This window comes from Pseudomonas sp. UW4, assembly GCF_000316175.1.
In the GTDB taxonomy this organism is placed as follows: domain Bacteria; phylum Pseudomonadota; class Gammaproteobacteria; order Pseudomonadales; family Pseudomonadaceae; genus Aquipseudomonas; species Aquipseudomonas laurylsulfatiphila.
This window is the reverse complement of the sequence record NC_019670.1, coordinates 4,434,576-4,461,189: the sequence shown is the minus strand read 5'-3', so window position 1 is coordinate 4,461,189 and position 26,614 is coordinate 4,434,576. Positions and strand designations below refer to the sequence as shown.

Below are 26,614 nucleotides of genomic sequence, written 5' to 3'. Positions count from 1 at the left end.
CATTCGCGATTAACCGAATTCTGAACTTTTGCTCGCCGAGGACACTGACATTATGAACACGCAAGACGACCAGGCCCTGGCCGATGAGTGGGCCGCGGCCCTGGAAGAAACCGGTGATGCCGGGCAGGCCGACATCGACGCATTGCTTGCCGCCGATTCCGGCAATTCCGCGTCCAACCGCCTGCCAATGGAAGAGTTCGGCAGCGTGCCGAAAAACAACGATCCGGTGAGCCTCGAAGGCCCGAACCTGGACGTGATCCTCGATATCCCGGTGTCGATTTCCATGGAAGTGGGCAGCACCGACATCAACATCCGCAACCTGCTGCAACTGAACCAGGGCTCGGTGATCGAGCTGGATCGCCTGGCCGGCGAGCCGCTGGACGTGCTGGTCAACGGCACGCTCATCGCCCACGGCGAAGTGGTGGTGGTCAACGAGAAGTTCGGCATCCGCCTGACGGACGTGATCAGCCCAAGCGAACGCATCAAGAAGCTGCGCTGAGTGAAAAAGTTTTTCGGGGCTGTGCTGGGGAGCGCGCTGGCCATGCCGTTCAGCGTGCTGGCGGCCGAGCCGGTCGCTACGGCGACCACGGCTGCTGCGCCAGCGGTGAGCAGTGGTGTGGCAGGGCAACTGACGCAGTTGGTGTTCGGCTTGCTGCTGGTGCTGGGGTTGATCTTCTTCCTCGCCTGGTTGCTGCGTCGGGTTCAGCAGGCCGGTCCGGCCGGCAAGGGGCAGGTGATCGAGATTGTCGGCTCCCGCGCGCTGGGGCCTCGCGACCGCCTGATGCTGGTGCAGGTCGGCAACGAGCAGATTCTGCTTGGCCTGAGCCCAGGCAGCATCACTGCGCTGCACGTCCTCAAGGAGCCGGTGCAGGTGCCCAGCACCGAGAAGCCGACGCCGGAGTTTGCGCAGCGCCTGCTCGAGATGCTGGGTAAAGATCAGAAGGATAAGAAGTAATGGGTGCGCTACGCATCGTTTTGACGCTGGCCCTGATGCTGGCCGCACCGCTGGCATTCGCCGCCGATCCGCTGTCGATCCCGGCCATCACCCTGGGCACCAATGCGCAGGGTGCACAGGAATACTCGGTCAGCCTGCAAATCCTGTTGATCATGACCGCGCTGAGTTTTATCCCGGCGTTTGTCATGCTGATGACCAGCTTCACCCGGATCATCATTGTCTTCTCGATCCTGCGCCAGGCCCTGGGTCTGCAGCAGACGCCGTCGAACCAGATTCTCACCGGCATGGCGCTGTTCCTGACCCTGTTCATCATGGCGCCGGTGTTCGACCGGGTGAACCAGGATGCCTTGCAGCCCTATCTGGCGGAAAAACTGACGGCCCAGGATGCGGTCGCCAAGGCGCAGGTGCCGATCAAGAATTTCATGCTCGCCCAGACCCGCACCAGCGACCTTGAGCTGTTCATGCGCCTGTCCAAGCGCACTGACATCGCGACACCGGATCAGGCGCCGTTGACCATCCTGGTACCGGCCTTCGTGACCTCCGAGCTGAAAACGGCGTTCCAGATCGGCTTCATGATCTTCATTCCGTTTCTGATCATCGACCTGGTCGTGGCCAGTGTGCTGATGGCCATGGGTATGATGATGCTCTCGCCGCTGATCATTTCCCTGCCGTTCAAGATCATGTTGTTCGTGCTGGTGGATGGCTGGGCGCTGATCATCGGCACCCTGGCCAGCAGCTTTGGCGGTGTCTCGCCATGACCCCTGAAGTCGCCGTAGACATTTTCCGCGAAGCCCTGTGGTTGACCACCATGATGGTTGCCGTGCTGGTGATTCCTAGCCTGCTGGTGGGGTTGTTGGTGGCGATGTTCCAGGCCGCCACCCAGATCAACGAACAGACCCTGAGCTTTTTGCCGCGCCTGTTGGTGATGCTGGTGACGCTGATCGTCGGCGGGCCTTGGCTCGTACAGACCTTCATGGAATACATTCTGCAGCTGTACGGCAGTATTCCTCAGGTCATCGGCTAAATCATGTCACTGCTAGCGCTGACCGATACGCAGATCAGCACCTGGGTGGCGACGTTCATGTTGCCGCTGTTTCGCGTCGGCTCCCTGCTGATGGTCATGCCGGTGTTTGGCACAACCTTGCTGCCTCGGCGCATCCGCCTGTATTTCGCGCTGGCCATTACCGTGGTCATCGCGCCGGGGCTGCCAGCGATGCCGGCGGTCAATCCCCTGGATCTGAGCGGGCTGTTGCTGATCGCCGAGCAAATCCTCATCGGCGCGGTGATGGGGTTTTCCTTGCAACTGTTCTTCCAGGCCTTTGTGGTGGCCGGGCAAATTGTCGCCATCCAGATGGGCATGGGTTTCGCTTCGATGATCGACCCGGCCAACGGCGTCTCGACGGCGGTGATCGGGCAATTTTTCACCATGCTGGTGACGCTGCTGTTCCTGTCCATGAATGGCCATCTGGTGGTGTTCGAGGTCCTCACCGAGAGCTTCACCACGTTGCCGGTGGGTGGCGGCCTGATGGTCAACCATTACTGGGAGCTGGCCGGAAAGCTCGGCTGGGTGCTCGGTTCGGCGTTGTTGCTGGTGTTGCCGGCGGTCACCGCGCTGCTGGTGGTCAACATCGCGTTTGGCGTCATGACCCGGGCGGCGCCGCAACTCAATATTTTCTCGGTCGGCTTCCCGCTGATCCTGGTGCTTGGCTTGTTTATCGTCTGGGTCGGGTTGGCGGACATTCTCAATCAGTATCAACCGCTGGCCACCGAGGCCTTGCAGTTGTTACGCGAAATGGCGCGGGCGAGCTGAGTCATGGCTGAGAGCGAAAGCGGTCAGGACAAAACAGAAGACCCCACGGAGAAGCGCAAGCAAGACTCCCGTGAAAAGGGTGAGATAGCGCGGTCCAAGGAACTCAACACCCTGGCGATCATGCTGGTCGGTGCCTCGGCGTTGCTGATTTTTGGCGGCGCCATGGCGCAGGACATGATGGAGCTGATGCGCTTCAATTTCTCGCTGCCGCGGGAGGTGATTCTGGATCAGCGCTCCATGGCCAACTACCTGATGCGCTCGGGACAGATTGCCCTGTGGTCGATCCAGCCAGTGATGATCACCTTGGTGCTGGCGGCCATCATCGGTCCGATTTCCCTGGGGGGCTGGCTGTTCGCGGCAAGCTCCATGGCGCCCAAGTTCAGCCGTTTGAACCCCGGTCCCGGCCTCAAGCGCATGTTCTCGACCAAGGCGCTGGTCGAGCTGCTCAAGGCCCTGGCCAAGTTCATCATCATCCTGTTCGTAGCGCTGGCGGTGTTGTCGTCGGACATCGACGACCTGCTGCGTATCGCCCATGAACCCCTGGACATGGCAATCATCCACAGCCTGCAAGTGGTGGGCTGGAGCACCTTGTGGATGGCGTGCGGGCTGATCCTCATCGCTGCGGTAGATGTGCCGGTGCAGCTCTGGGAAAGCCACAAGAAACTGCTGATGACCAAGCAGGAAGTGCGCGACGAGCACAAGGATCAGGAGGGGCGGCCGGAGGTCAAGCAGCGGATTCGACAGTTGCAGCGTGAGATGTCCCAGCGGCGGATGATGGCCGCCATTCCCGAGGCTGACGTGGTCATCACCAACCCGACGCACTACGCCGTGGCGCTCAAGTACGACCCGGAGAAGGGCAGTGCCCCGGTGCTGCTGGCCAAGGGCAGTGACTTCCTGGCCCTGAAGATCCGCGAGATCGCCGCGGCCAACGAGATCCTGCTGCTGGAGTCACCGGCGCTGGCGCGCTCGATTTATTACTCCACCGAACTGGAGCAGGAAATCCCCGGCGGGCTGTATCTGGCGGTCGCGCAGGTACTGGCCTACGTCTATCAGATTCGACAGTACCGGGCGGGCAAGGGCAAACGACCGGATCCGCTCAAGGATGACCTGCCGATTCCGCCGGATTTGCGCCGCGATTCCTGAGTCTAGCGCTCCCACAGGTTCGGCGATAACTTGTGGGAGCGTGGCTTGCCCGCGATGACGTCAGCCCAGGCAGCACATATCCCACTGAAAAATTGCTCTATTTCTCCCTTTGCAAAAGTTGGAAAGCTTCTTGCAGTAGCCGCCCTGCGCCTGCTTCAGGCGTCAAAAGTTTGCTTTAAAGGAACGGGGAAAACCGGTGGATCGCTCTCAGTTAATCAACAGTGCCCGCAGCAACATTGCCGACCTCAGTCGGGGCAATCTGGGCGTGCCGCTGTTGCTGCTGGTCATGCTGGCGATGATGATGTTGCCGGTGCCGCCGTTCCTGCTCGACGTGTTCTTCACCTTCAACATTGCCCTGTCCATCGTCGTGCTGCTGGTGTGCGTCTACGCTTTGCGCCCGCTGGATTTCGCGGTGTTCCCGACCATCCTGCTGGTGGCGACGCTGTTGCGCCTGGCATTGAACGTGGCCTCCACGCGGGTGGTGATGCTCCACGGCCAGGACGGTCACGCGGCCGCCGGCAAGGTGATCCAGGCGTTCGGCGAGGTGGTGATCGGCGGTAACTACGTGGTCGGTATCGTGGTTTTCGCGATCCTGATGATCATCAACTTCGTCGTGGTGACCAAGGGTGCGGGGCGGATTTCCGAGGTGAGCGCGCGTTTCACCCTCGATGCTATGCCCGGCAAGCAAATGGCGATCGACGCCGACCTCAACGCCGGCCTGATCGATCAGGCCCAGGCCAAGGCCCGCCGCTCGGAAGTCGCCCAGGAAGCCGAGTTCTACGGTTCCATGGACGGTGCCAGCAAATTCGTCCGTGGTGACGCCATTGCCGGCCTGTTGATCCTGTTCATCAACCTGATCGGCGGCATGGCAGTCGGTATCTTCCAGCACGGCATGACCTTCGGCGATGCCGGCAAGGTGTATGCGCTGTTGACCATCGGTGACGGTTTGGTGGCGCAATTGCCATCACTGTTGTTATCGACAGCAGCGGCGATCATGGTGACCCGTGCGTCCGGTTCGGAAGACATGGGCAAACAGATCAATCGCCAGATGTTCGCCTCGCCCAAGGCGCTGGCGGTGGCGGCAGGTTTGATGGCGGTCATGGGCCTGGTGCCCGGCATGCCGCACTTCTCGTTCCTGAGCATGGCGGCCCTGGCGGCCGGTGGCGCTTACCTGTTCTGGAAAAAGCAGAACGTCGCCAAGGTTCAGGCCCTGCAAGAGGTCAAGCGCCAGCAGGAGCTGCTGCCGTCGCCGGCCCGTGCCCAGGAAACCAAGGAGCTTGGCTGGGATGACGTGACGCCCATCGACATGATCGGCCTGGAAGTGGGCTATCGCCTGATTCCGCTGGTGGACCGCAACCAGGGCGGCCAGTTGCTGGCGCGGATCAAGGGGGTGCGCAAGAAGCTGTCCCAGGATCTGGGCTTCCTGATGCCGACCGTGCATATCCGTGACAACCTCGACCTGGCGCCAAGTGCCTATCGCCTGACCCTGATGGGGGTGATCCTGGCGGAAGCGGAGATTTACCCGGATCGCGAGCTGGCGATCAACCCGGGGCAGGTCTACGGCACGCTCAACGGCATTACCGCCAAAGATCCGGCTTTCGGCCTGGAGGCGGTCTGGATTGAGATCAGCCAGCGTGCCCAGGCGCAATCCCTCGGTTACACGGTGGTCGATGCCAGTACAGTGGTGGCCACCCACTTGAACCAGATACTCTACAAGCATTCCAGTGAACTGATCGGTCACGAAGAAGTGCAGCAGCTCATGCAATTGCTGGCCAAAAGCTCGCCGAAACTGGCTGAGGAGCTGGTGCCGGGCGTGGTTTCGCTGTCGCAACTGCTCAAGGTGCTGCAAGCGCTGTTGGCCGAGCAAGTGCCGGTTCGCGATATCCGTAGCATTGCCGAGGCCATCGCCAACAATGCCGCCAAGAGTCAAGATACCGCCGCGCTGGTGGCTGCCGTGCGGGTTGGCGTCTCCCGCGCAATCGTCCAAAGCATTGTAGGCACTGAGTCGCAGCTGCCAGTTATCACGCTGGAGCCAAGGTTGGAACAGATATTGCTCAATAGTCTGCAAAAGGCAGGACAAGGCTCGGAAGAGGGCGTTCTGCTGGAGCCAAGCATGGCTGAGAAACTGCAACGCTCGCTGATTGACGCGGCGCAGCGCCAGGAGATGCAAGGTCAGCCGGTGATTCTGCTGGTGGCCGGTCCGGTTCGCGCGATGCTCTCGCGATTCGGCCGGCTCGCAGTCCCGGGTTTGCACGTGTTGGCTTACCAGGAAATCCCTGACAACAAGCAAGTGACCATCGTTGCGACAGTAGGGCCCAACGGCTGAGGTAGTGGTTTATGCAAGTTAAGCGTTTTTTCGCCGCCGATATGCGTCAGGCCATGAAGCTGGTTCGCGATGAGCTGGGCGCTGATGCAGCCATTATCGGCAACCGCCGGATTGCCGGGGGCGTCGAGCTGACGGCTGCGCTGGATTACAAGTTGTCGGCGCTGGCGCCGCGTGTTCCGAACATGGAGCTCGAAGACGAGCTGCGCAAGACTCAGTCGCGGATCGTCACCGCCCAGGCCGAATTGAGCCTGCGTGGCGATGGCGAGAGCGACAATGCGACCAACCGCCAGTTGTTCGCCGGCTTGCCGCTGACCGCAGCCGAGCCGCTGATCGAGCCTACGTATGACCAACCTCGTCGCCCGGCACCAGCTGCTGTACCTGCGTCCGGTGGCGTGGACCCGCGTGCGTTCGACTCGATGCGTTTCGAGCTCAACAGCCTGCGCGAACTCATGGAAGTACAACTCGGGTCCCTGGCCTGGAACCAGCTGCAAGGCAGCCGTCCGGACCAGGCCAACCTCTGGCGTCGCCTGCAACGCATTGGCCTGTCTGGCCCGCTGTCGCGCGACCTGCTGGCACTGATAACCGAAATCCAGGAGCCTCGTCAGGCCTGGCGCATGTTGCTGGCGCACCTGGCGCGCATGATCGTTACCCCGGAAGTCGAGCCTCTGGAAGAGGGCGGAGTCATCGCCATGGTCGGCCCTGCCGGCATGGGCAAGACCACCACCCTGGCCAAGCTGGCTGCCCGTTACGTGCTCAAGTACGGCGCGCAGAACATTGCGCTGGTGAGCATGGACAGCTTCCGCATCGGTGCCCAGGAGCAACTCAAGACCCTGGGGCGCATTCTCAATGTGCCGGTGACCCACGTCGATCCGGGCCAGTCCCTGGTGCAGGCGCTCGATCCATTGCTGCGCAAGCGCGTGGTGCTGATCGATACCGCCGGCCTGCAGGCCAGTGACCCGGCCCTGCGCATGCAGCTCGAAAGCCTGGCCGGTCGTGGCATCCGCTCAAAAAATTATCTGGTCCTGGCAACCACCAGCCAGAAACAGGTTCTAACCGCCGCTTATCACAGTTACAAGCGTTGCGGGCTTGCCGGCTGCATCCTGACTAAACTGGATGAAACGGCAAGCCTGGGCGAGGTGTTGAGCCTGGCCATCAGTCATGAGTTGCCAGTGGCGTACCTGACCGATGGCCCGCGGATTCCGGATGATCTCCATCTGCCGCGCCGTCATCAGTTGGTCAGTCGCGCCGTCAGTGTGCAAATGCAGGAAGAACCCAGCGAAGAAGCCATGGCTGACATGTTCGCTGACATCTACCACAGTCCGACCAAGCAGGTTGGCTGAGGTATTTAATGAATAGTTTTTGTACCTACATCGATGGTCTGCCATGCATTGTTCCGTTTGTGAACGCGCAGCCAGTAATGTGGCCTCCGTCTATGCAAGACAAGGTAAAGAAATAACATGGGCAGCATGCATCCTGTACAGGTGATCGCGGTGACCGGCGGCAAAGGTGGCGTCGGGAAAACTAACGTGTCAGTGAACTTGTCCCTGGCTTTGGCTGAGCTTGGCCGGCGCGTCATGCTGCTGGACGCCGACCTGGGACTGGCGAACGTCGACGTTCTGCTGGGCCTGACACCCAAACGTACCCTGGCCGACGTGATCGAGGGCCGCTGCGAACTGCGCGATGTACTGCTGCAGGGGCCTGGCGGCATCCGTATCGTTCCGGCCGCATCCGGCACTCAGAGCATGGTGCATCTGAGTCCTGCGCAACACGCCGGCCTTATCCAGGCCTTCAGTGATATCGGCGACAACCTCGACGTATTGGTGATCGACACCGCTGCGGGCATTGGTGAGTCGGTCGTCAGCTTCGTTCGCGCAGCCCAGGAAGTGCTGCTGGTGGTGTGCGACGAGCCGACCTCGATTACCGATGCCTACGCCTTGATCAAGTTGCTCAATCGCGACTACGGCATGAACCGCTTCCGCGTCCTGGCCAACATGGCCCAGAGCCCGCAGGAAGGGCGCAACCTGTTCGCCAAGTTGACCAAGGTCACGGATCGCTTCCTCGACGTCGCCCTACAATACGTCGGCGCAGTGCCCTACGACGAAAGCGTGCGCAAGGCTGTGCAGAAGCAGCGCGCCGTCTACGAGGCCTTCCCGCGTTCCAAGTGCTCGCTGGCGTTCAAGGCCATCGCGCAAAAGGTCGATACCTGGCCGCTGCCTGCCAACCCGCGCGGGCACCTGGAGTTTTTCGTCGAGCGTCTCGTGCAGCAAACAGCAGGACCTGTTCTATGACAGCCAGCGGTTACAACCTCTACAAAAAATCGGCTCGTGATGCGCAGTACGAGCTGATCGAGCGTTACGCGCCGCTGGTTAAACGCATTGCCTACCACTTGCTGGCGCGTTTGCCGGCCAGTGTCCAGGTCGAAGACCTGATCCAGGCCGGGATGATCGGCCTGCTTGAGGTATCGAGCAAATATGACGCCAGCAAAGGCGCCAGTTTCGAGACGTACGCGGGCATTCGAATCCGCGGCGCCATGCTCGATGAAGTGCGCAAGGGGGACTGGGCGCCACGTTCGGTTCACCGCAATACGCGCATGGTCAGCGACGCCATTCGCTCGATTGAAGCGAAAACCGGCCGTGACGCTAAAGATCACGAAGTTGCGGCCGAACTCCAATTGAGTCTCGACGATTACTACGGAATTTTGAACGACACCCTGGGCAGCCGGTTATTCAGTTTCGACGATCTGTTGCAGGACGGCGAACACGAAGGGCTGCACGAGGATGGCGCGAGTGCTCATACCGAGCCGTCACGCGATCTGGAAGATGAACGCTTCCAGGCTGCGCTGGCGGATGCGATTGCCAATTTGCCGGAGCGTGAGCGACTGGTGTTGGCGCTGTACTACGACGAAGAGTTGAACCTCAAGGAAATCGGTGAGGTCCTGGGGGTCAGCGAATCGCGGGTCAGCCAGTTACACAGCCAGTGCGCGGCCCGCTTGCGGGGGCGTTTGGGGGAGTGGCGAGCGCGCTGAAGGCAGTGTGGGGGACACTGCGAAAGAGACTGGTGTGGTGTTGAACTGCACAGGTCCCGATCTGTTGTGCTCCAGACAGTCATTGAGTGCTTTGCCGGATTGATTGAAATGGCGCGTCCAGGTGCTGGGCGCGTTTAAGACTGCTTGGAGGTCGAATTGGACAAGAACATGAAAATCCTCATCGTTGATGACTTCTCAACGATGCGGCGGATCATCAAGAACCTGCTGCGTGACCTTGGGTTCACCAACACCGTCGAGGCCGACGATGGCACTACCGCCATTCCGGTGCTCAACAGCGGAAGCATCGACTTTCTGGTAACGGACTGGAACATGCCGGGCATGACCGGCATCGATCTGCTGCGTCACGTGCGTGCCGATGAAAAGCTCAAGCATCTGCCGGTGCTGATGGTGACCGCTGAAGCCAAGCGTGAGCAGATCATCGAAGCGGCCCAGGCCGGCGTTAACGGCTATGTGGTCAAGCCCTTCACGGCCCAGGCGTTGAAAGAAAAAATCGAGAAGATTTTCGAACGCATCGGTTGATGAGTGCGCCACGGGGGAGCTATGGGCAATAACGAAACTTCATTGGGCGACTTTGAATCGACCCTGAAAAAACACGCCGTCGAATTGGTCGAGAGCCTTGAAAAAGGCAAGTTCGGCGACGCGGTGCAATTGATCCATGAGCTCAACCAGACCCGAGACCGCGGCCTGTATCAGGAAGTGGGCAAGCTCACTCGTGAACTGCATAGCGCGATCGTCAATTTCCAGATTGACCCGCACATGCCGCAAGCCGAAGAAGTGTCGCAGATCACCGACGCCACCGAGCGTCTGGGCTATGTGGTCAAGCTGACCGAGGCCGCGGCCAACCGCACCATGGATCTGGTGGAAAATGCCACGCCGCTGGTCAACAGCCTGGCGGACGAAGCCCAGGCCTTGAGCACGGACTGGGGGCGCTTCATGCGTCGTGAAGTCGGTGCCGAAGAGTTTCGTGAACTGGCCCGTCGGGTCGACGGCTTCCTGGCACGCAGCGGCACGGACAATCGCGCGGTGTCGGGCAACCTGAACGATATCCTGCTCGCCCAGGATTACCAGGACCTCACGGGGCAAGTGATCAAGCGTGTGACCCAACTGGTCACCGAAGTTGAAAGCAACCTGCTCAAGCTCGTGCTGATGGCCAGTCAGGTGGACCGCTTTGCGGGCATCGAACATGACCGTCAAGCGATGCTTGCGGAAAAAGATCCACAAAAACATCTCTCTCAGGGTGAAGGTCCGCAGATTCATGCCGATAAAAGAGAAGACGTTGTGTCCGGTCAGGACGATGTGGACGATTTGCTATCCAGCCTGGGATTTTAGAATTTTAGGCATTTTGGGTTTTTAGACCTGTTAGGAGCACCCCCCTGATGAGCTTCGGCGCCGATGAAGAGATCCTTCAGGATTTCCTGGTTGAGGCCGGCGAGATTCTAGAGCAACTGTCCGAACAACTGGTCGAGCTGGAAAGCCGTCCGGATGATGCGGATTTGCTCAATGCAATTTTTCGCGGTTTTCACACTGTAAAAGGGGGCGCCGGCTTCCTCCAGCTCAACGAACTGGTGGAGTGCTGCCACATCGCCGAGAACGTGTTCGACATCCTGCGCAAGGGTGAGCGTCGCGTCGACTCGGAACTGATGGACGTGGTTCTCGAAGCGCTGGACGCGGTGAACGGCATGTTCAGCGAAGTCCGCGAGCGCAGCCCGATCACGGCTGCGACACCTGAGTTGCTGGCGGCGCTGGCCCGTCTGGCCGAGCCTCAATCGGCTGATGAAGTGGTTGCTGCACCTGTTGCCGCCGTGGTTGAAGCGCCGGTGGCTGAAGCCGATTCAGGCGATATTACCGATAACGAATTCGAGCAATTGCTGGACTCGCTCAATGCCGTCAAGGCACAGGCTGAGGCGCCGGCGGTTGCCCACGCAGCTGTAAGAGAGGCACCTGCAAGCGAGACACCTGCAAACGAGGCACCTGCAAGCGACGAAATCACCGATGCCGAGTTCGAGTCGTTGCTCGATCAGTTGCACGGTAAAGGCCAGTTTGCCGTCGATGCGATTGCACAGGTTCCGGCTGCGCCAGAAGCACCGAAAGCGCCGGGCGACAGTTCCGATATTACTGACGACGAATTTGAAGCACTGCTCGACCAGTTGCATGGCAAGGGCAACTTTGCTGTCGAGGCGCTGGAGTCCGCCATTGCTTCGGTGCCTGCACCTGCTGCCCCAAGCGCAGTGGCGGCTGGCAGCGATCTGATTTCCGATCACGAGTTCGAAGCGCTGCTCGACGAATTGCACGGCAAGGGCAAGTTCAGCGAAGTCGGCACCGCGACGGCGGCCAACGGTTCGAACGCGGTTGTTGCGGCACCGGCACCCAAGGCGGCGCCGAAACCTGTGGCCAAGGCCCCCGAGCCAAAAGCCGAGGCCCCGGCCGCCGCTGCACCGGCTGCTGCCCGCGCCCCGGCCGCGCCACCGGCGGAAAAGCCGGCGAGCGAAGCCGAGACCACCGTACGGGTCGATACCGCGCGTCTGGACGAGATCATGAACATGGTCGGCGAGCTGGTTCTGGTGCGTAACCGCCTGGTCCGCCTGGGTCTCAACAGTGGCGACGAAGCCATGTCCAAGGCCGTATCGAACCTCGACGTGGTCACCGCCGACCTGCAAACCGCGGTCATGAAGACCCGGATGCAACCGATCAAGAAAGTCTTCGGGCGCTTCCCGCGCCTGGTTCGCGACCTGGCTCGCCAGCTCAAGAAAGAGATCAACCTGGAACTGGTCGGCGAAGAAACCGACCTCGACAAGAACCTCGTCGAGGCCTTGGCCGACCCGCTGGTCCACTTGGTGCGCAACGCCGTCGACCACGGCATCGAGTCACCGGAAGAACGCGAAGCCTCGGGCAAGGCCCGTGGCGGCAAGGTGATCCTGGCGGCCGAACAGGAAGGCGATCACATCCTGCTGTCGATCTCCGATGACGGTAAAGGCATGGACCCGAATGTCCTGCGTTCCATCGCGGTGAAACGCGGCGTGATGGACAAGGATGCGGCCGATCGACTGAGCGACACCGAGTGCTACAACCTGATCTTCGCCCCGGGTTTCTCGACCAAGACCGAGATCTCCGACGTGTCGGGTCGCGGCGTTGGCATGGACGTGGTGAAAACCAAGATTTCCCAGCTCAACGGTTCGATCAACATCTATTCGGCCAAGGGCCAGGGTTCGAAGATCGTCATCAAGGTGCCGCTGACCCTGGCGATCATGCCGACGCTGATGGTCATGCTCGGCAACCAGGCGTTCGCGTTCCCGCTGGTGAACGTCAACGAGATCTTCCACCTCGACCTGTCGACCACCAACGTCGTGGACGGCCAGGAAGTGGTGATCGTACGGGACAAGGCGCTGCCATTGTTCTACCTCAAACGCTGGCTGGTCAGCTCCGCCGCTCACGAAGAGCAGCGCGAGGGCCATGTGGTGATCCTTTCGGTGGGCACACAGCGAATCGGCTTTGTCGTCGATCAACTGGTGGGCCAGGAAGAAGTGGTCATCAAGCCATTGGGCAAAATGCTCCAGGGAACGCCGGGCATGTCCGGCGCCACCATTACCGGTGACGGCCGCATCGCGCTGATTCTCGATGTTCCGAGCATGCTCAAGCGTTACGCCACCCGGCGTATTTGATTCTGCTGGAGCGGGGCGCCTGGCCTCGCTCCATCTAATGGAGTGTTTATGGCAGTCAAAGTCCTGGTGGTGGACGATTCGGGGTTTTTCCGCCGCCGCGTCTCGGAAATTCTTTCAGCGGATTCGAATATCCAGGTCGTCGGCACGGCGACCAACGGCAAAGAGGCGATCGATCAGGCGCTGGCCCTCAAGCCCGACGTGATCACCATGGACTACGAGATGCCGATGATGGACGGCATCACTGCCGTGCGGCACATCATGCAACGCTGCCCGACCCCGGTCTTGATGTTCTCCTCACTGACCCATGAAGGCGCCCGGGTCACCCTCGATGCGCTGGATGCCGGTGCGGTGGACTTCCTGCCGAAGAATTTCGAAGACATCTCGCGCAACCCCGAGAAGGTCAAGCAACTGCTGTGCGAGAAGATCCTGAGCATCTCGCGCAGTAATCGTCGTGTCAGTCACTACAGCGCTCCGGCGCCTGTCGCTGCGCCAACTCCGACGCCGGCGCCTTCCAGCGTGGGCAGTTTTGCCAGCAGCGCGCCCGCGCGTCCGGCACCGGCACCGATCCCGGCGCGTACGCATGCACCCGCTTCGTCGTCGCCCGCGCCAAAACGCAAAAACTACAAACTGGTGGCCATCGGTACGTCCACCGGCGGCCCGGTGGCCCTGCAGCGGGTCTTGACCCAATTGCCGGCCAACTTCCCGGCCCCGATCGTGCTGGTTCAACACATGCCGGCCGCCTTCACCAAGGCCTTCGCCGAGCGCCTGGACAAGCTCTGCCGCATCAGCGTCAAGGAAGCCGAGGATGGTGACATCCTGCGTCCGGGCCTGGCGTTGCTGGCGCCGGGTGGCAAGCAGATGATGATCGACGGTCGCGGCGCGGTGAAAATCCTCCCGGGTGACGAGCGTCTGAATTACAAGCCGTGCGTGGACATCACCTTCGGTTCGGCAGCCAAGTCCTACGGTGACAAAGTTCTGGCGGTCGTCCTGACCGGCATGGGCGCCGATGGCCGCGAAGGCGCGCGCCTGCTCAAGCAGGGCGGCAGTTCGATCTGGGCGCAGGACGAAGCCAGTTGCGTGATCTACGGCATGCCGATGGCCATTGTAAAAGCTGAACTGGCCGACGCGGTGTACAGCCTCGACGACATTGGCAAGCACCTGGTCGAGGCCTGTATCTGATGGATGTTCTAAGCCTGATCGGCATCATCATGGCCTTTGTCGCCATCATCGGCGGCAACTACCTTGAAGGCGGTCATCTGGGCGCCCTGGCCAACGGCCCGGCAGCGTTGATCGTGCTCGGCGGCACCATCGGCGCGGCGCTGCTGCAATCACCGATGAGCGCCTTCAAGCGCGCCATGCAGATCCTCGCCTGGATCCTGTTCCCGCCTCGCGTCGACCTGGCCGGTGGCATCGACCGCGTGGTGAACTGGAGCCTGACCGCCCGCAAGGAAGGCCTGCTGGGGCTTGAAGGTATCGCCGACGCCGAGCCTGACAATTACGCCCGCAAAGGCCTGCAATTGCTGGTCGACGGCGCCGAGCCGGAAGCGATCCGCAGCATTCTGGAAGTGGATTTCTACACCCAGGAAAGCCGCGATATCGAAGCGGCCAAGGTGTTCGAAAGCATGGGCGGTTACGCGCCGACCATCGGCATCATCGGTGCGGTGATGGGCCTGATTCACGTCATGGGCAACCTGGGGGATCCGTCGCAACTGGGTAACGGCATCGCCGTGGCCTTCGTCGCCACCATCTACGGCGTGGCCAGTGCCAACCTGGTGCTGCTGCCGATTGCCGCCAAACTCAAAGCCATCGCGCTGCGCCAGTCGCGTTATCGCGAAATGTTGCTGGAAGGACTGCTGTCGATCGCCGAAGGTGAAAACCCTCGTTCCATCGAGTTGAAGCTTCAGGGCTTCATGGATTGATGGGAGACATGGAACATGGCACGTCGTCGCCAGCATGAAGAACACGTCAACCACGAACGCTGGCTGGTGTCCTACGCGGACTTCATCACCTTGCTGTTCGCTTTTTTCGTGGTGATGTACTCCATCTCTTCGATCAACGAAGGCAAGTACAAGGTTATTTCCGAAGCCCTGATCGGCGTCTTCACCGATTCCGATCGCGCGCTCAAGCCGATCCCCATCGGTGACGAGCGGCCGAAGACCGTGACCCCGGCCAAGCCGCTGGTCAAGGACAGTGACCAGGTCGATGCCGGTGTCTCCGGCGCCAGCGATCCTCTCAAGAGCATCGCCGACGACATCAGCGCGGCGTTCGGTGACCTGATCAGCTCCAACCAGATGACCGTGCGCGGCAACGAGTTGTGGGTCGAGATCGAGCTCAATTCCAGCCTGTTGTTCGGCAGCGGCGACGCCATGCCCAGCGACATCGCGTTCAACATCATCGACAAGGTCGCAGCGATCCTGAAGCCCTTCGACAACCCGATCCATGTCGAAGGTTTCACCGACGATCAACCGATCCGCACCGCGCAGTACCCGACCAACTGGGAGCTGTCCTCGGCGCGCTCGGCCAGCATCGTGCGCATGCTGGCGATGCAGGGGGTGAACCCCGGTCGCTTGGCGTCGGTGGGCTACGGCGAGTTTCAGCCGGTGGCCAACAATGCCACCGCCGAAGGCCGCGCACGCAACCGCCGCGTGGTGCTGGTGGTGTCGCGCAACCTCGATGTTCGCCGCAGCCTCACCGGCACCGGAACCGCACATGCGCAACCGGATGCCGCATTGAAGCGTGCTGGCACACAAACTGCACCGACCCCGGTCAAGTCGCCGGTACGAGAGAACGCCGTCAATTCTCCGTCACCCGCATTAACACGTTGAGCTATTTCTCGGCCGATCCGTTCGGCCGGGAGGAACAATCCGAATGAGAGTCTGGGCAGTCGCCAATCAAAAGGGTGGTGTCGGTAAAACCACTTCCTCCATCGCTTTAGCCGGGTTGCTGGCCGAGGCGGGCAAGCGCGTGGTCGTGGTCGATCTCGACCCCCACGGCTCCATGACCAGCTACTTCGGCTACGATCCCGACAGCCTGGAACACAGCAACTACGATCTGTTCCTGCACAAGGGCAACGTGCCGCAAGGCCTGCCGGGTCAACTGTTGCTGTCGACCAGCGACGAACGCATTTCCCTGTTGCCGTCCAGCACTGCGCTGGCCACCCTCGAGCGCCAGTCGCCGGGGCAAAGCGGTCTGGGCCTGGTGATTGCCAAGAGCCTGGCGCAACTGTGGCAGGACTTCGATTACGCCGTGATCGACAGCCCGCCCTTGCTCGGCGTGCTGATGGTCAATGCCTTGGCGGCGAGCCAGCAACTGGTGATCCCGGTGCAGACCGAACACCTGGCGGTCAAGGGCCTCGAGCGCATGGTCAACACCCTGGCGATGATCAACCGCTCGCGCAAGCAGGCATTGCCATTCACCATCGTGCCGACCCTGTTTGACCGCCGCACCCAGGCGTCCCTCGGAACCTTGCGCGTGCTGCGCGACAAATTCCCCGACGAAATCTGGCAAGGCTATATCCCGGTGGACACGCGCCTGCGCGATGCCAGTCGTGCCGGGCTGACGCCTTCGCAGTTCGACGGCAAGAGCCGTGGCGTTCTCGCTTACCGTGCGTTGCTCAAGCATCTGCTGGCAGCGCAACTTGTTGCGCAGGTGGCGTGACATGACCTCGATCCCTGCAGGAGCGAGCCTGCTCGCGATGGTCGTCAACGATGACGCGGGAAACCTGGCACCCCGTGGCGCTCTCAGGTTCATCGCGAGCAAGCTCGCTCCTACAAGTGAGCGCTCATGAATCGACTGGTAAAGACAACATCGCGCCCGCAGCTGGCGTTGCAATCGTATCTGGATAACTTGCTGCAAGACGCAACCGAGGAGATGGCCGAGGTTGTCGAAGCGGTGAGCGTCGTCGAAGAGCAAGGCGTGCTGGACGAGTTCCAGGCTGCCGTGCTCGAAGAACAGGCCCGGGATGCGCAGCAAGTCGCGGTAGCAGCCGCTGCGGTGACTGCGCCTTTGGCCAGGACTTCCATCGTCGTGATCGAAGCACCGGAACCCGTTCTGGCACCGATATCGACCATTGCGCCGTTGTTGCAAACCCTGGTGGCTCCGATCGAAGAGGCCGAAGTGCTGGAGACTCCTGTTATCGAGGAGCCTCAGGTACTTGTGCCGCCCGTCGTCGAAGTGCACCTGCCACCAAGCAATACGCCGCCACCGGTGGACACCGAAGGTCGTCCGTCCTGGGCCGCCGAGCCTTTCGAATGCCTGTTGTTCGATGTCGCCGGCTTGACCCTGGCGGTGCCGCTGGTGTGCCTGGGATCGATCTATTCCCTGGCCGGTCACGAGCTGACGCCTTTGTTCGGCCAGCCGGAGTGGTTCCTGGGCATCCTGCCGAGCCAGGCCGGCAACCTCAAGGTGCTCGATACCGCGCGTTGGGTCATGCCCGACCGTTACCGCGACGATTTCAAGCAGGGCCTGCAATACGTGATTTCGGTCCAGGGCTACGAATGGGGCCTGGCGGTGCATCAGGTCAGCCGCTCATTGCGACTGGACCCGAATGAAATCAAATGGAGAAGTCACCGGGGTCAGCGGCCATGGCTCGCCGGCACGGTGATTGAACACATGTGCGCCTTGCTCGACGTCGCCTCCCTGGCGGAGTTGATCGCCAGTGGCGGGGCAAAGCACATGTCCGGCAGCAAGCCGAACCACAAACCGACAAACATCAAATAAACAACAGGTGACGTCATTCGATGGCGTTGCACGGAACACACACCGCCAGGGCGGTTTCTTGAGGGGGCAGGGTATGAATGACAAGGCAACGGCGGCAAAGGGTTCCGAAGATCCGATCCTGCAATGGGTCACCTTCAAGCTGGACAACGAGACCTACGGCATCAACGTGATGCGCGTCCAGGAAGTCCTGCGCTACACCGAAATCGCCCCGGTCCCGGGTGCCCCGAGCTACGTGCTGGGCATCATCAACCTGCGCGGCAACGTCGTCACCGTGATCGACACCCGTCAGCGCTTCGGCCTGATGAATGCCGAGATCAGCGACAACACCCGTATCGTCATCATCGAAGCCGACAAGCAGGTTGTCGGGATCATGGTCGACAGCGTGGCCGAAGTGGTTTACCTGCGTCAGTCGGAAATCGAAACCGCGCCGAACGTGGGTAACGAAGAGTCCGCCAAGTTCATTCAAGGCGTGTGCAACAAGAACAACGAATTGCTCATCCTGGTCGAACTGGACAAGATGATGAGCGAAGAAGAATGGTCGGAACTGGAGAGTATCTGATTGATTCTCGAGGTTGCGGTCATTGTCCTGTTCCTGTTCTGGGCAGGCACGCTGGCAATGTTCCTGGCGTACATTCGCGCCCAGAAGCAGATCGCCGCACAACAGGCCCTGGGCGATGCGCAGCGCGACCAGCGCATCAAGGACCTGGGCAAACGCGTTGACAACTACCAGAACGGCAACGTGCGCATGGGCGAAGACCTGCATGAACTGCGGGCGATCGTTGCGCCGCTGCCGGACAAACTGGCGCAGCTGGAACAGCGCGATCCGACCAGCCTGTCGTTTGCCCAGGCAGCACGATTGGTCGGAATGGGCGCCAGCGTCGACGAACTGACCCAGTCCTGCGGCTTGACCCAGGCCGAGGCGGAGTTGATGAGCAAGCTTCACAAGAACTAGTTAGCTGTAGGAGCGAGCCTGCTCGCGATGGACGTCAACGATAACGCGGGCATTCTGAATGAACGCGTCGCACTTGAGTCCATCGCGAGCAGGCTCGCTCCTACAAAGGTTCGGAGTCGTTCACAAAATCCGGAGCCACCTCTGCCTCCTGTGGGAGCGGGCTTGCCCGCGATGGCGTCCTCGAAACTTCAATAATCATCCCCGCGCTCGGTGATGTCCTTCTCCACCATCAGCGCATCCGGCCCCATCCCCGCCGGAAACTTCCCCTTCAAACTCCACGCAAACGCAATGATCTCGGCAATCGTCAGATACAGCTCCTGTGGAATGCTGTCCCCAAGCTCCATGCGCGCCAGCAGCCTCACCAACTCGGCATTTTCGTAGATCGGCACTTGGCAGTCGCGGGCGATCCGCAGAATTTTTTCCGCCAGTTCTTCGTCGCCCTTGGCGGTGAGGGTGGGGGCGATTTGCCAGATGATTATTTGAATGATGGATGAAATACGTCGCTTGAGTGTTGCAGAATGATTCAAAAAATTTCCTTTATAGGAAAACCAGGTCCTACTTTAAGAAGTCCTGAATAGACCGTTGCGGTCAACTAAGTCCTACAGGATAAAGTATGACCGTTCCTACAGATGAATCTGTGTTTTAACGACTTGTTTGTGTTTGGCGGTAGTGGGCTTGTAGTTTGTGCGTTGACAGGTGGAAACATAATTATTTAAGTATTGTTTGCGAGAGGTGTTCAAAAGGAATCGATAAAGGAAAGAGTCGGATGAAAAAAATTTATATTCTGGGCGCTGGTCATATGGGTGGCGCAATATTGTTCGGGTTAAGAGGCAGGTATGGGGCTGGCCATCTAAGGGCGGTTGAAACCAACGCAAGTCGAGCTGCATATCTCACAGCCTGTGGGTTCGAGGTGAGTGAACGGATTGAAGGCTTTGATTGCAATGATATTGTTGTTTTAGCAGTCCCGCCGCAGCGGTTTCAGATTGCAATTCAGGATAATCAGGTACTGCTTTCTCACGAAGGTCCGGTCATATCCGTAATGGCCGGTATTACGACTAAATCGCTTTGCAGGACTTTAGGACATTCACGAGTCATCCGTTCGATTCCAAACACGCCATCAGAAGTGCGGGAAGGAATTACTATTTACTACGCTCAAAAAAATGCTGGCACTGATGTGATTGCAGCTGCGCAGATGGTTTTTGGGGCGATTGGGGACTATATAAAAGTTGATGATGAATGCCTGATTGATTCGGGCACTGCACTCGCGGGGGGCGGCCCCGCACTGGTCGCTTATTTTGCTAACGCATTACAGCAGTATGCGGAGAATGAGGGATTTGACTCCGAGGTCGCTTGGCAAGTTTGTATGCAGTTGTTATATGGAACTGCATTGTTGATGAGGTCGACTGGCAAAACGTCGATGCAACTATGTGAAGAGGTGCAAACGGCTGGCGGTACAACTGAGCGTGCTATCCAGATTTTCGAGCGGAATGACTTGAATAGGACTGTTGCACTGGCTTTGACAGCTGCTGCTGAGCGGTCGGTAGAGTTGGGAAACAGTGCTTTTCAAGGGAGGGGTTATGAAAAGTGAACAACTGCCGTTTAAGTTTGCTCGAGCCAGTACCCCAAGCATGGAGGGGAGTTTATATAGTGTTTATTTTGGAATGGGTCTCAGCTTTAAGCTGATTGATGAGCCTGGAGTTTTTAAAGTCAGTCTTGCCGGATTGGCGTTTGGCTCGCTGTTGATGCGCTATTTGAATAAAGAATGCATTGGTTCCAGATTTTTGGATCTTGGGACTGGGAGTGGCGTGCATTCTTTTTTGTTGAAAGGAATGGGTGTTAAGTCCATAACCGCGACTGATATTTCCAAGGAAGCAGTTTTTGTAGCACGGAGGAACGAGTTGTATAATTTTGGGGCAAATACTATCGATTTTGCATTTGGTGATCTTTTTCAAGGACTTTCAAGCGGTTCAGAAAAATACGATGTTGTCTTGTTTAATGCGCCAGGCTGGAGAACTCCTTCTGCTTCCTTTCTGAAAGCTCTCAAAAAGTCAGGCTGTGGAGAAGGGCTTCCGATTGATTCGATGTTTTATGGCGATAGAACATTGGAGAGGTTTTTTGAGGAATTGCCAGATCATTTGAGCGATGGTGGCAAGGTCATAATAGGGCTGAATTCATTAGTCGGTATTCGGCAGGTAATGAGCAGGCTTCAAGAGTTGCATGCAGAAAAATATGTGATCGATTGTAGGCTTTTGGAACGACATGACTTTCCATTGCTTTTCTATACAGAAGAATGGGCGCGGATACGAAATCTTTTGGTTGATGAAGTAATGAGTTGGACAAGGAAGGGCGAAGCCTATTGCAGCATGCAGGAGGGTGGCAAAATAATATGGTCGTATGAAATAGTTGAAATAACTTTGTGGAGAAGGTAGAGGGATGGTGCCTTCAAATAGAGGTCAACATTTTTTTATCGGCGCGCTCAGTGGGATATTGGCGAACGTTCTATTGGGATTGTCTTCAGTTTTTTGGAAGTATATCGGGTCTTTGAGTGCAGTGGCGTTGCTCAGCTATAGGGTTTATTTGTCTTTGCTGACGGTGTTTCTTGTCGTGTACGCTGGTCGGGAGCTAAGACCACTTTTTGCTCAACTTAACATTAGGCTACTAGTGTTACATGCCGTCGCAGCCATACTGATAGCGATCAACTGGGGGGCGTTCATTTGGGCATCTGTACACGGTCGAGTACTTGAAAGTAGTCTCGGTTATTTGGTGGCACCTATTTTGAGTATCGCGGTTGGTGTTATTGTTTATAAAGAGCCAGTCACTGTGTTTAAAGCTGTGGCCGTGTTGGTTATGCTGATTAGTGTGATGAGTCTTTTCGTCTTGAGTAGCGATCTTGATGTGAGAGTTTATCTAGGTATCGGTCTCGCTTGGGGTTTTTATTCGTGTCTGAAAAAAATGACATCTTTGAATGTTTTTAGTGGTTTGTTGTTGGAGTCACTTGTGCTTTCTTTTTTGTGCACTTTGATTTTTGTTTTTTCAGATCTCGGTATGGCGATTCCCGATGATTTTGGTTTGTGGCGCACGCTTCTTGTTTTTAGTTGTGGGGTCGTATCAATTGTTCCGTTGGCGCTGTTTTCGTTTTCAGCTAAAAGACTTTCTGTGATGTCTATGGGGTTGTCGCAGTTTGTATTGCCACTCACGCAGTTTTTTGTGGCAACGATGATTTACAGGCAAACTGCTTCTCCAGTAACTGTAATGGCTCTTTTAGCCGTAATAATTGGGCTGTTAGTAGTTGTGTTCGAGCCAATTCTTAAAAAGCTGTGTTTTTGTAATGGCGGAGGTCAAGATGAAGTGTAAATACAAAGTCGTCGTAGTTGGCCTGGGTGTTGTTGGAAGTGCTTCGCTTTGGAGGCTTTCGTGCTCTGAGCGCGAGGTGCTTGGCGTCGATTCAGGGGCACCTGTAAACCTGTCGGCATCATCGCATGGCGCTTCCCGTATTTTTAGGCGTGCTTATTGGGAAGGTCAGTCTTACCTGCCATTGCTTTCCCAATCAGATAAATTGTGGCGTGAGCTTGACAGAACTTGTAGTAGGCATCTGATTTTTCATACTGGAGGGCTGTTTATTGGGCCGGTTACTTCAGGTGTTGTGCCAAAAAGTGCAGCCACCGCTCAGCAGGGTAATATCAATCATGCGTTGTTTTCTGCGGAGCGGACTGCTGAGTTTTTCCCCGCGTTTCACATTCTTGAGGGTATGGAAGCGGTTTATGAAGACGGTGCATACACTATTGCAGCGGATGATTCAAAGTTACATATGCTTAATTTGGCTGTCAGGAACGGTGCTGAAGTCCGATTTGGAACTTCAGTGGCGAGTATTATTAAAACCTCGCAGGGGTTGGCGGTGCAGTTCGGTGGAGGGGAGCTTGTCCACACTGAACGAGTTATCTTGTCGATAGGCGCTGCTTTAGGTAATACCCTGATTAGCGATCTCTCGGGATTGCTACAACCTAAAAGCGTACCCGTTTACTGGTTTAAACCAAAATCCAAGGGGGATTTGGATTTTTTAAAGGGATTCCCCGCTTTTTTGTATCAATTGCCAGACGGGCGCCTGCTTTATGGTACACCGGAAATCGGCACGGAAGAGCCAGGAGTAAAAATTGGGTTTCATAATTATCAACAGCTCCGATTTGATGCTAGCACGCACGCCCAGCCGGTAAAGGATAGTGATGTTGAGCAGATATCTGCCTGTGTCGAGCAGATATTTCCTGGATTGAATTCGATTCCATTTGCATCTAAAAAGTGCATATATACGATGAGTCAGGATGAGTCTTTTATAATCGGCGAGTCAGTGGATTTGTCAGGCGTATTTTACGTTTCTGCATGCTCCGGGCATGGATTTAAATTCGCCACGGGTTTGGGGGATGTGCTTGCGAGAGCTGCTTTAAATGGTTTTCTTTCAGAGGAAGTGTCGATATTTTACGCAAGCAGGTTTTCTGTTAATAATAAGTAATGGTGTTCAATAGTTACGAGGGGTATGTGCTGATCTCCGTTGTTGAGTGTCTCTCAGTGTTGATCAATAGTCGTCCCCACGATCCGTCACATCCTTCTCCACCATCAGCGCATCCGGGTCCTGTCCCGCCGGAAACTTCCCCTTCAAACTCCACGCAAACGCAATGATCTCGGCAATCGTCAGATACAGCTCCTGTGGAATGCTGTCCCCAAGCTCCATGCGCGCCAGCAGCCTCACCAACTCGGCATTTTCGTAGATCGGCACTTGGCAGTCGCGGGCTATCCGCAGGATTTCTTCCGCCAGTTCTTCGTCGCCCTTGGCGGTGAGGGTGGGGGCGTGGGTGCCGTCGTATTTGAGGGCGATGGCCTGGCGTGGGGCGTTGGGGTTTTTCATGCGGTTTCGTCGACCCAGCGTTGTTCGAGGCGGGTTTGTGGGCCTTGGGGCGGTGTGCCGAGGTGGCAGTCCAGGTCGCCGACGTTCAGGCCGGCGGCCAGCAGGCGATCACGCAGCCCGGCCAGATTGCTTTCGATCAGGCTGGCGGTGTACGGCCGTTCGGCCCAGAGCTGGCTGGAGAGGCTGCCCTTGATCAGTTGCGCCTGGATTTGCAGGGGGCCCAAAGGCTCCATGGCGAAGGCCAGTTCGACTCGCCACAGCTGTTGCCTGGGTTCGCGTTCTTCGCGACGCTCCTTTGGCTGTTCTTTCTCGGGGGCGTCCTCGCGCTGGAACTTGACCTGCAAGGGCACGATGTCCTGCATGTTGCGCATCGGGATTTCCAGCTGCCAGGTGCTCATCAGCCGTCCGTCGGCGGTGACGCCGGTTTGTTCCAGGCTCGCCAGCTGATGGCTTTGCAGGCGTGAAACCGCAGCGGCGGCCAGGCGAAGCAGGTGTTCGAGGTCATTTTCACCCACGACGCTTTGCAGCAGGCGGTCGGGCAGCGGGAAACCGCTCGGCGACGGTTTTGCGCTGACCTGGCCGAGCATGCCCAGGGCATTGCGGACAAAATTCGGCATGGCCTGGGCCAGGGTGTTGGCGGCGATGATCGCGCCAAGGCTGGTGTTGGCCGGCAAGCCCTGGCTCAACTGCGCAACCAGCTTGAGCAGGTCGCCTTTCATGTCCGGCGTGAGTGTCGGGTTTTGCCCGTTCAGCAGTTTGCTTTCGAGGAACGCACCACTGCTGGCCAGGGCTAGGGCCAGGCCCTTGGGGGTGCTCAGTTGCTGGACATCCGGCAGGTTGGCGAGCAACCGGGCAGCGGCGCTGCGCAGTTCGGCGGAGGTCTGGTCCGAGGGCGCAAGGTTCTGCAGGCGCTGGAGCAAGCCATCCAGCGAGCCCTGGCGGCTTTGCTGGTCGACCAGTTGCCGGGTGACTGCCAGTTGTTCCTGGCGGCTGCTCAGGGGCACGAATTTCAATGTCTGGCTGTCTTGCACCTGCGCGCTCAACAAGGTGCCGATGCGCAAGGGCTGCGGACTGTCGATGCTCAGGGTGCTGCCGCTCAGCGCGGTATTGAGCAGGCTCACCATCGAGCGAAACACCAGGGGCTGGCCGGGCACTTGCGGCAGCACTTGCGAGGTCAGCACCTTGCCCTGCAGCAGGGTGCCAACGGGCAGTTGCGCGGTGTCGAGGCGGGTGAGGGTGGCGACGCTGGAGGCGATGGCCTGTTGCACCGTCACGGCCAGGTTGCCGGCCGAGGGCTGGCTGACGACCAGCGTGGTGCCCAGGGCCAGCGGTTGATTGCTGGTGGTCTGGACCGTGGTCTGGCGGCCGCTGTCGAGGGTGACCTTGAGCAGCATCTGGAAAGTCTGATCCGCCTGCTTGAGCGACAACACTTCGGCCTGAGCGGTTTGACCGACGCTGATCAACCCCTCCACCGGCGTCAGCAACTTGAGCAGCTCACCGCTGAGCACCTGCGGGCGTGAGGTCGCCGGGAGAGGCTGCGGTAGCGGGAGGATGTTCATTTCGCCTGTCATACGCGGTCACAACCTGAGGAAAATGCACTCTTTAGAGTAGGGCCTGGCATGTATAATGCCGCGCCGTTGTATCCAAAAATGGCGAAAACTTTGCAATTGTTTGACGCAGCTCTCTAGAACAAGACGTCATTGCATCTATGCTGCATCTCTTTAACGGCCGCGCCAGTGCCGACTTGAACCGTATAAGGCCCGTGAACCCTTGACCAGTCCTGTCCTGCAAACCGTAGCCCTTGCTTGTGAGCGAGACCTTCGGCTGCTCTTCGAAAATCTCGATTTGAGACTGGCCAGTGGCGAAATGGTGCAAATCAGTGGCCCCAACGGCAGTGGCAAGACCAGCCTGTTGCGCCTGCTCTCGGGGCTGATGCAGCCAACCGCCGGTCAGGTGCTGCTCAACGGCCAGCCGCTGAACGAGCAACGCGGCGAACTGGCGCGCAACCTGTTGTGGATCGGCCACGCGGCCGGGATCAAGGATTTGCTGACACCGGAAGAGAATCTGAGCTGGCTGTGTGCCTTGCATCATCCGGCGACCCATGAAGCGATCTGGCAGGCGCTGGCTGCGGTCGGGCTGCGCGGATTCGAGGATGTGCCTTGTCACACCCTGTCTGCCGGTCAACAGCGCCGCGTCGCGCTGGCGCGTCTGTATCTGGATAGCCCGGCGTTGTGGATCCTCGATGAACCCTTTACCGCCCTCGACAAGCAGGGCGTGGCGCAACTCGAAGAGCACCTGGCCGGCCACTGCGAACGCGGCGGCATGGTGGTGTTGACCACTCACCACACGCTGAGCCGGATGCCGGCCGGTTATCGCGATATCGATCTGGGGAGCTGGGCCGTATGAGTGTGTTCGGCCTGTTGGTCGCCCGCGAGGCGCGTCTGCTGTTCCGTCGTCCGGCGGAGCTGGCCAATCCGCTGGTGTTCTTTGCCATTGTCGTTTCGCTGTTCCCGCTGGCGGTCGGACCCGAGTCTCAATTGTTGCAAACCTTGTCTCCGGGCTTGGTCTGGGTGGCAGCACTTTTATCGGTCCTGCTCTCGCTGGACGGGCTTTTCCGCAGTGATTTCGAAGACGGATCCCTTGAACAGTGGGTCCTTTCGCCGCACCCCCTGGCTCTTCTGGTTTTGGCCAAAGTGCTGGCACACTGGGCTTTTTCCGGCCTGGCACTGGTTTTGCTGGCCCCCTTGCTGGCGCTGATGCTCGGTTTGCCTGCCGCCTGTCTGCCGGTGTTGCTGCTTTCGTTGCTGCTCGGTACACCGGTACTGAGCCTGCTCGGTGCAGTGGGTGCGGCGCTGACGGTCGGCTTGAAGCGCGGTGGCCTGTTGCTGGCCCTACTGATTCTGCCGTTGTACATCCCGGTGTTGATCCTTGGCAGTGGCGCCTTGCAGGCAGCCTTGCAGGGGATGCCGGCGACCGGTTATCTCCTGTGGCTTGGTAGCCTGACCGCCCTGGCGATAACCCTGACACCTTTTGCAATAGCCGCTGGCCTGAAGATCAGCGTCGGCGAATAATGAGGTCTGGTTAAAAAATGACCAGTAAAGGCCCTG

The 26,614-nt window shown here is 58.7% G+C and carries 29 protein-coding genes and 1 pseudogene; 27 read left to right on the top strand and 3 right to left on the bottom strand.

All coding sequences use genetic code 11. From position 1 onward, the window contains the following. Window positions 1-52 precede the first annotated feature (52 nt). The 21 genes and pseudogenes from fliN (at window position 53) to PPUTUW4_RS19535 (ending at window position 18,610) form a co-directional block, all read left to right on the top strand. Window positions 53-499, top strand: a complete 447-nt coding sequence (gene fliN, locus PPUTUW4_RS19630) for a flagellar motor switch protein FliN (protein ID WP_015096241.1) — start codon at window positions 53-55, stop codon at window positions 497-499. Continuing rightward, window positions 500-955 carry a flagellar biosynthetic protein FliO gene (gene fliO, locus PPUTUW4_RS19625; protein ID WP_041474932.1) on the top strand — a complete coding sequence of 152 codons (456 nt, stop codon included), beginning with the start codon at window positions 500-502 and terminating at the stop codon, window positions 953-955. After that, a complete protein-coding gene (gene fliP / locus PPUTUW4_RS19620) occupies window positions 955-1,713 on the top strand; it encodes a flagellar type III secretion system pore protein FliP (RefSeq protein WP_015096239.1) in 759 nt (252 codons plus the stop codon). The genes fliO and fliP overlap by 1 nt, the downstream gene beginning before the upstream one ends. After that, complete coding sequence (gene fliQ, locus PPUTUW4_RS19615) at window positions 1,710-1,979, top strand: flagellar biosynthesis protein FliQ (RefSeq protein ID WP_015096238.1); 270 nt, start codon at window positions 1,710-1,712, stop codon at window positions 1,977-1,979. Before fliP ends, fliQ begins: the two co-directional genes overlap by 4 nt. Before the next feature lie 3 nt (window positions 1,980-1,982). Further along, the gene (gene fliR / locus PPUTUW4_RS19610) at window positions 1,983-2,765 is read left to right on the top strand and encodes a flagellar biosynthetic protein FliR (RefSeq protein WP_015096237.1); all 783 of its coding nucleotides are present in this window, start codon (window positions 1,983-1,985) and stop codon (window positions 2,763-2,765) included. A 3-nt stretch (window positions 2,766-2,768) separates the two neighbouring features. Further along, complete coding sequence (gene flhB / locus PPUTUW4_RS19605; RefSeq protein ID WP_015096236.1) at window positions 2,769-3,908, top strand: flagellar biosynthesis protein FlhB; 1,140 nt, start codon at window positions 2,769-2,771, stop codon at window positions 3,906-3,908. 196 nt (window positions 3,909-4,104) lie between these two features. Then, a complete protein-coding gene (gene flhA / locus PPUTUW4_RS19600) occupies window positions 4,105-6,234 on the top strand; it encodes a flagellar biosynthesis protein FlhA (protein ID WP_015096235.1) in 2,130 nt (709 codons plus the stop codon). Between the two features lie 11 nt (window positions 6,235-6,245). Then, window positions 6,246-7,574 carry a flagellar biosynthesis protein FlhF gene (gene flhF, locus PPUTUW4_RS19595; RefSeq protein WP_015096234.1) on the top strand — a complete coding sequence of 443 codons (1,329 nt, stop codon included), beginning with the start codon at window positions 6,246-6,248 and terminating at the stop codon, window positions 7,572-7,574. 117 nt (window positions 7,575-7,691) lie between these two features. Then, window positions 7,692-8,522 (top strand): flagellar synthesis regulator FleN, encoded by an 831-nt coding sequence (gene fleN, locus PPUTUW4_RS19590; protein ID WP_007975361.1) that lies wholly within the window; start codon window positions 7,692-7,694, stop codon window positions 8,520-8,522. After that, window positions 8,519-9,259, top strand: a complete 741-nt coding sequence (gene fliA, locus PPUTUW4_RS19585) for an RNA polymerase sigma factor FliA (RefSeq protein ID WP_015096233.1) — start codon at window positions 8,519-8,521, stop codon at window positions 9,257-9,259. The genes fleN and fliA overlap by 4 nt, the downstream gene beginning before the upstream one ends. 168 nt (window positions 9,260-9,427) lie before the next feature. After that, window positions 9,428-9,799 carry a chemotaxis response regulator CheY gene (locus tag PPUTUW4_RS19580; protein ID WP_003183998.1) on the top strand — a complete coding sequence of 124 codons (372 nt, stop codon included), beginning with the start codon at window positions 9,428-9,430 and terminating at the stop codon, window positions 9,797-9,799. Between the two features lie 21 nt (window positions 9,800-9,820). Further along, window positions 9,821-10,609 carry a protein phosphatase CheZ gene (locus tag PPUTUW4_RS19575; protein ID WP_015096232.1) on the top strand — a complete coding sequence of 263 codons (789 nt, stop codon included), beginning with the start codon at window positions 9,821-9,823 and terminating at the stop codon, window positions 10,607-10,609. 47 nt (window positions 10,610-10,656) lie between these two features. After that, on the top strand, window positions 10,657-12,939 hold the full coding sequence (locus PPUTUW4_RS19570; protein ID WP_015096231.1) for a chemotaxis protein CheA: 2,283 nt from the start codon (window positions 10,657-10,659) through the stop codon (window positions 12,937-12,939). A gap of 48 nt (window positions 12,940-12,987) precedes the next feature. Beyond that, window positions 12,988-14,118 (top strand): chemotaxis response regulator protein-glutamate methylesterase, encoded by a 1,131-nt coding sequence (locus PPUTUW4_RS19565; protein WP_015096230.1) that lies wholly within the window; start codon window positions 12,988-12,990, stop codon window positions 14,116-14,118. Beyond that, on the top strand, window positions 14,118-14,858 hold the full coding sequence (locus PPUTUW4_RS19560; protein ID WP_007980738.1) for a flagellar motor protein: 741 nt from the start codon (window positions 14,118-14,120) through the stop codon (window positions 14,856-14,858). Before PPUTUW4_RS19565 ends, PPUTUW4_RS19560 begins: the two co-directional genes overlap by 1 nt. 15 nt (window positions 14,859-14,873) lie before the next feature. After that, the gene (gene motD, locus PPUTUW4_RS19555; RefSeq protein WP_007980739.1) at window positions 14,874-15,764 is read left to right on the top strand and encodes a flagellar motor protein MotD; all 891 of its coding nucleotides are present in this window, start codon (window positions 14,874-14,876) and stop codon (window positions 15,762-15,764) included. 43 nt (window positions 15,765-15,807) lie between these two features. After that, complete coding sequence (locus PPUTUW4_RS19550) at window positions 15,808-16,596, top strand: ParA family protein (protein ID WP_007980740.1); 789 nt, start codon at window positions 15,808-15,810, stop codon at window positions 16,594-16,596. A gap of 1 nt (window position 16,597) precedes the next feature. Then, window positions 16,598-16,711 (top strand): annotated as a pseudogene (locus PPUTUW4_RS30385) (outer membrane lipoprotein carrier protein LolA); the annotation flags it as partial. An 11-nt stretch (window positions 16,712-16,722) separates the two neighbouring features. Beyond that, a complete protein-coding gene (locus PPUTUW4_RS19545; protein WP_015096229.1) occupies window positions 16,723-17,658 on the top strand; it encodes a CheW domain-containing protein in 936 nt (311 codons plus the stop codon). Window positions 17,659-17,731: 73 nt separating this feature from the next. Further along, complete coding sequence (locus tag PPUTUW4_RS19540; RefSeq protein ID WP_007980742.1) at window positions 17,732-18,217, top strand: chemotaxis protein CheW; 486 nt, start codon at window positions 17,732-17,734, stop codon at window positions 18,215-18,217. After that, a complete protein-coding gene (locus PPUTUW4_RS19535) occupies window positions 18,218-18,610 on the top strand; it encodes a DUF2802 domain-containing protein (RefSeq protein WP_015096228.1) in 393 nt (130 codons plus the stop codon). A 188-nt stretch (window positions 18,611-18,798) separates the two neighbouring features. Here the strand turns inward: PPUTUW4_RS19535 and PPUTUW4_RS19530 are convergent, their stop codons facing one another. Continuing rightward, entirely contained in the window at window positions 18,799-19,107 is a 309-nt protein-coding gene (locus tag PPUTUW4_RS19530; protein WP_049810840.1) for an EscU/YscU/HrcU family type III secretion system export apparatus switch protein, read from the bottom strand. 269 nt (window positions 19,108-19,376) lie between these two features. Between PPUTUW4_RS19530 and PPUTUW4_RS19525 the strand changes: the two genes are divergently transcribed. The 4 genes from PPUTUW4_RS19525 to solA are packed head-to-tail and all read left to right on the top strand — an operon-like array spanning window position 19,377 to window position 23,114. Further along, window positions 19,377-20,198: a pyrroline-5-carboxylate reductase dimerization domain-containing protein gene (locus tag PPUTUW4_RS19525; RefSeq protein ID WP_015096226.1), complete on the top strand. Its 822-nt coding sequence runs from the start codon at window positions 19,377-19,379 to the stop codon at window positions 20,196-20,198. Continuing rightward, the gene (locus PPUTUW4_RS19520) at window positions 20,188-21,039 is read left to right on the top strand and encodes a methyltransferase (protein ID WP_015096225.1); all 852 of its coding nucleotides are present in this window, start codon (window positions 20,188-20,190) and stop codon (window positions 21,037-21,039) included. The genes PPUTUW4_RS19525 and PPUTUW4_RS19520 overlap by 11 nt, the downstream gene beginning before the upstream one ends. Before the next feature lie 4 nt (window positions 21,040-21,043). Further along, complete coding sequence (locus PPUTUW4_RS19515) at window positions 21,044-21,964, top strand: RarD protein (RefSeq protein WP_015096224.1); 921 nt, start codon at window positions 21,044-21,046, stop codon at window positions 21,962-21,964. Next, window positions 21,954-23,114, top strand: a complete 1,161-nt coding sequence (solA, locus tag PPUTUW4_RS19510; RefSeq protein ID WP_015096223.1) for an N-methyl-L-tryptophan oxidase — start codon at window positions 21,954-21,956, stop codon at window positions 23,112-23,114. Before PPUTUW4_RS19515 ends, solA begins: the two co-directional genes overlap by 11 nt. 63 nt (window positions 23,115-23,177) lie before the next feature. On the opposite strand, the gene PPUTUW4_RS19505 is transcribed toward solA, so the two are convergent. Together PPUTUW4_RS19505 and PPUTUW4_RS19500 are read right to left on the bottom strand one after the other, a co-directional pair. Further along, a complete protein-coding gene (locus tag PPUTUW4_RS19505) occupies window positions 23,178-23,507 on the bottom strand; it encodes an EscU/YscU/HrcU family type III secretion system export apparatus switch protein (RefSeq protein WP_015096222.1) in 330 nt (109 codons plus the stop codon). Then, window positions 23,504-25,078 carry a flagellar hook-length control protein FliK gene (locus PPUTUW4_RS19500; RefSeq protein WP_015096221.1) on the bottom strand — a complete coding sequence of 525 codons (1,575 nt, stop codon included), beginning with the start codon at window positions 25,076-25,078 and terminating at the stop codon, window positions 23,504-23,506. Before PPUTUW4_RS19500 ends, PPUTUW4_RS19505 begins: the two co-directional genes overlap by 4 nt. Window positions 25,079-25,277: 199 nt before the next feature. Here PPUTUW4_RS19500 and ccmA point away from each other — a divergent pair, with 199 nt between their 5' ends. Beyond that, window positions 25,278-25,913 carry a cytochrome c biogenesis heme-transporting ATPase CcmA gene (gene ccmA, locus PPUTUW4_RS19495; RefSeq protein ID WP_015096220.1) on the top strand — a complete coding sequence of 212 codons (636 nt, stop codon included), beginning with the start codon at window positions 25,278-25,280 and terminating at the stop codon, window positions 25,911-25,913. Continuing rightward, on the top strand, window positions 25,910-26,578 hold the full coding sequence (gene ccmB / locus PPUTUW4_RS19490) for a heme exporter protein CcmB (protein WP_007980754.1): 669 nt from the start codon (window positions 25,910-25,912) through the stop codon (window positions 26,576-26,578). Before ccmA ends, ccmB begins: the two co-directional genes overlap by 4 nt. The last annotated feature ends 36 nt before the right edge of the window (window positions 26,579-26,614 follow it).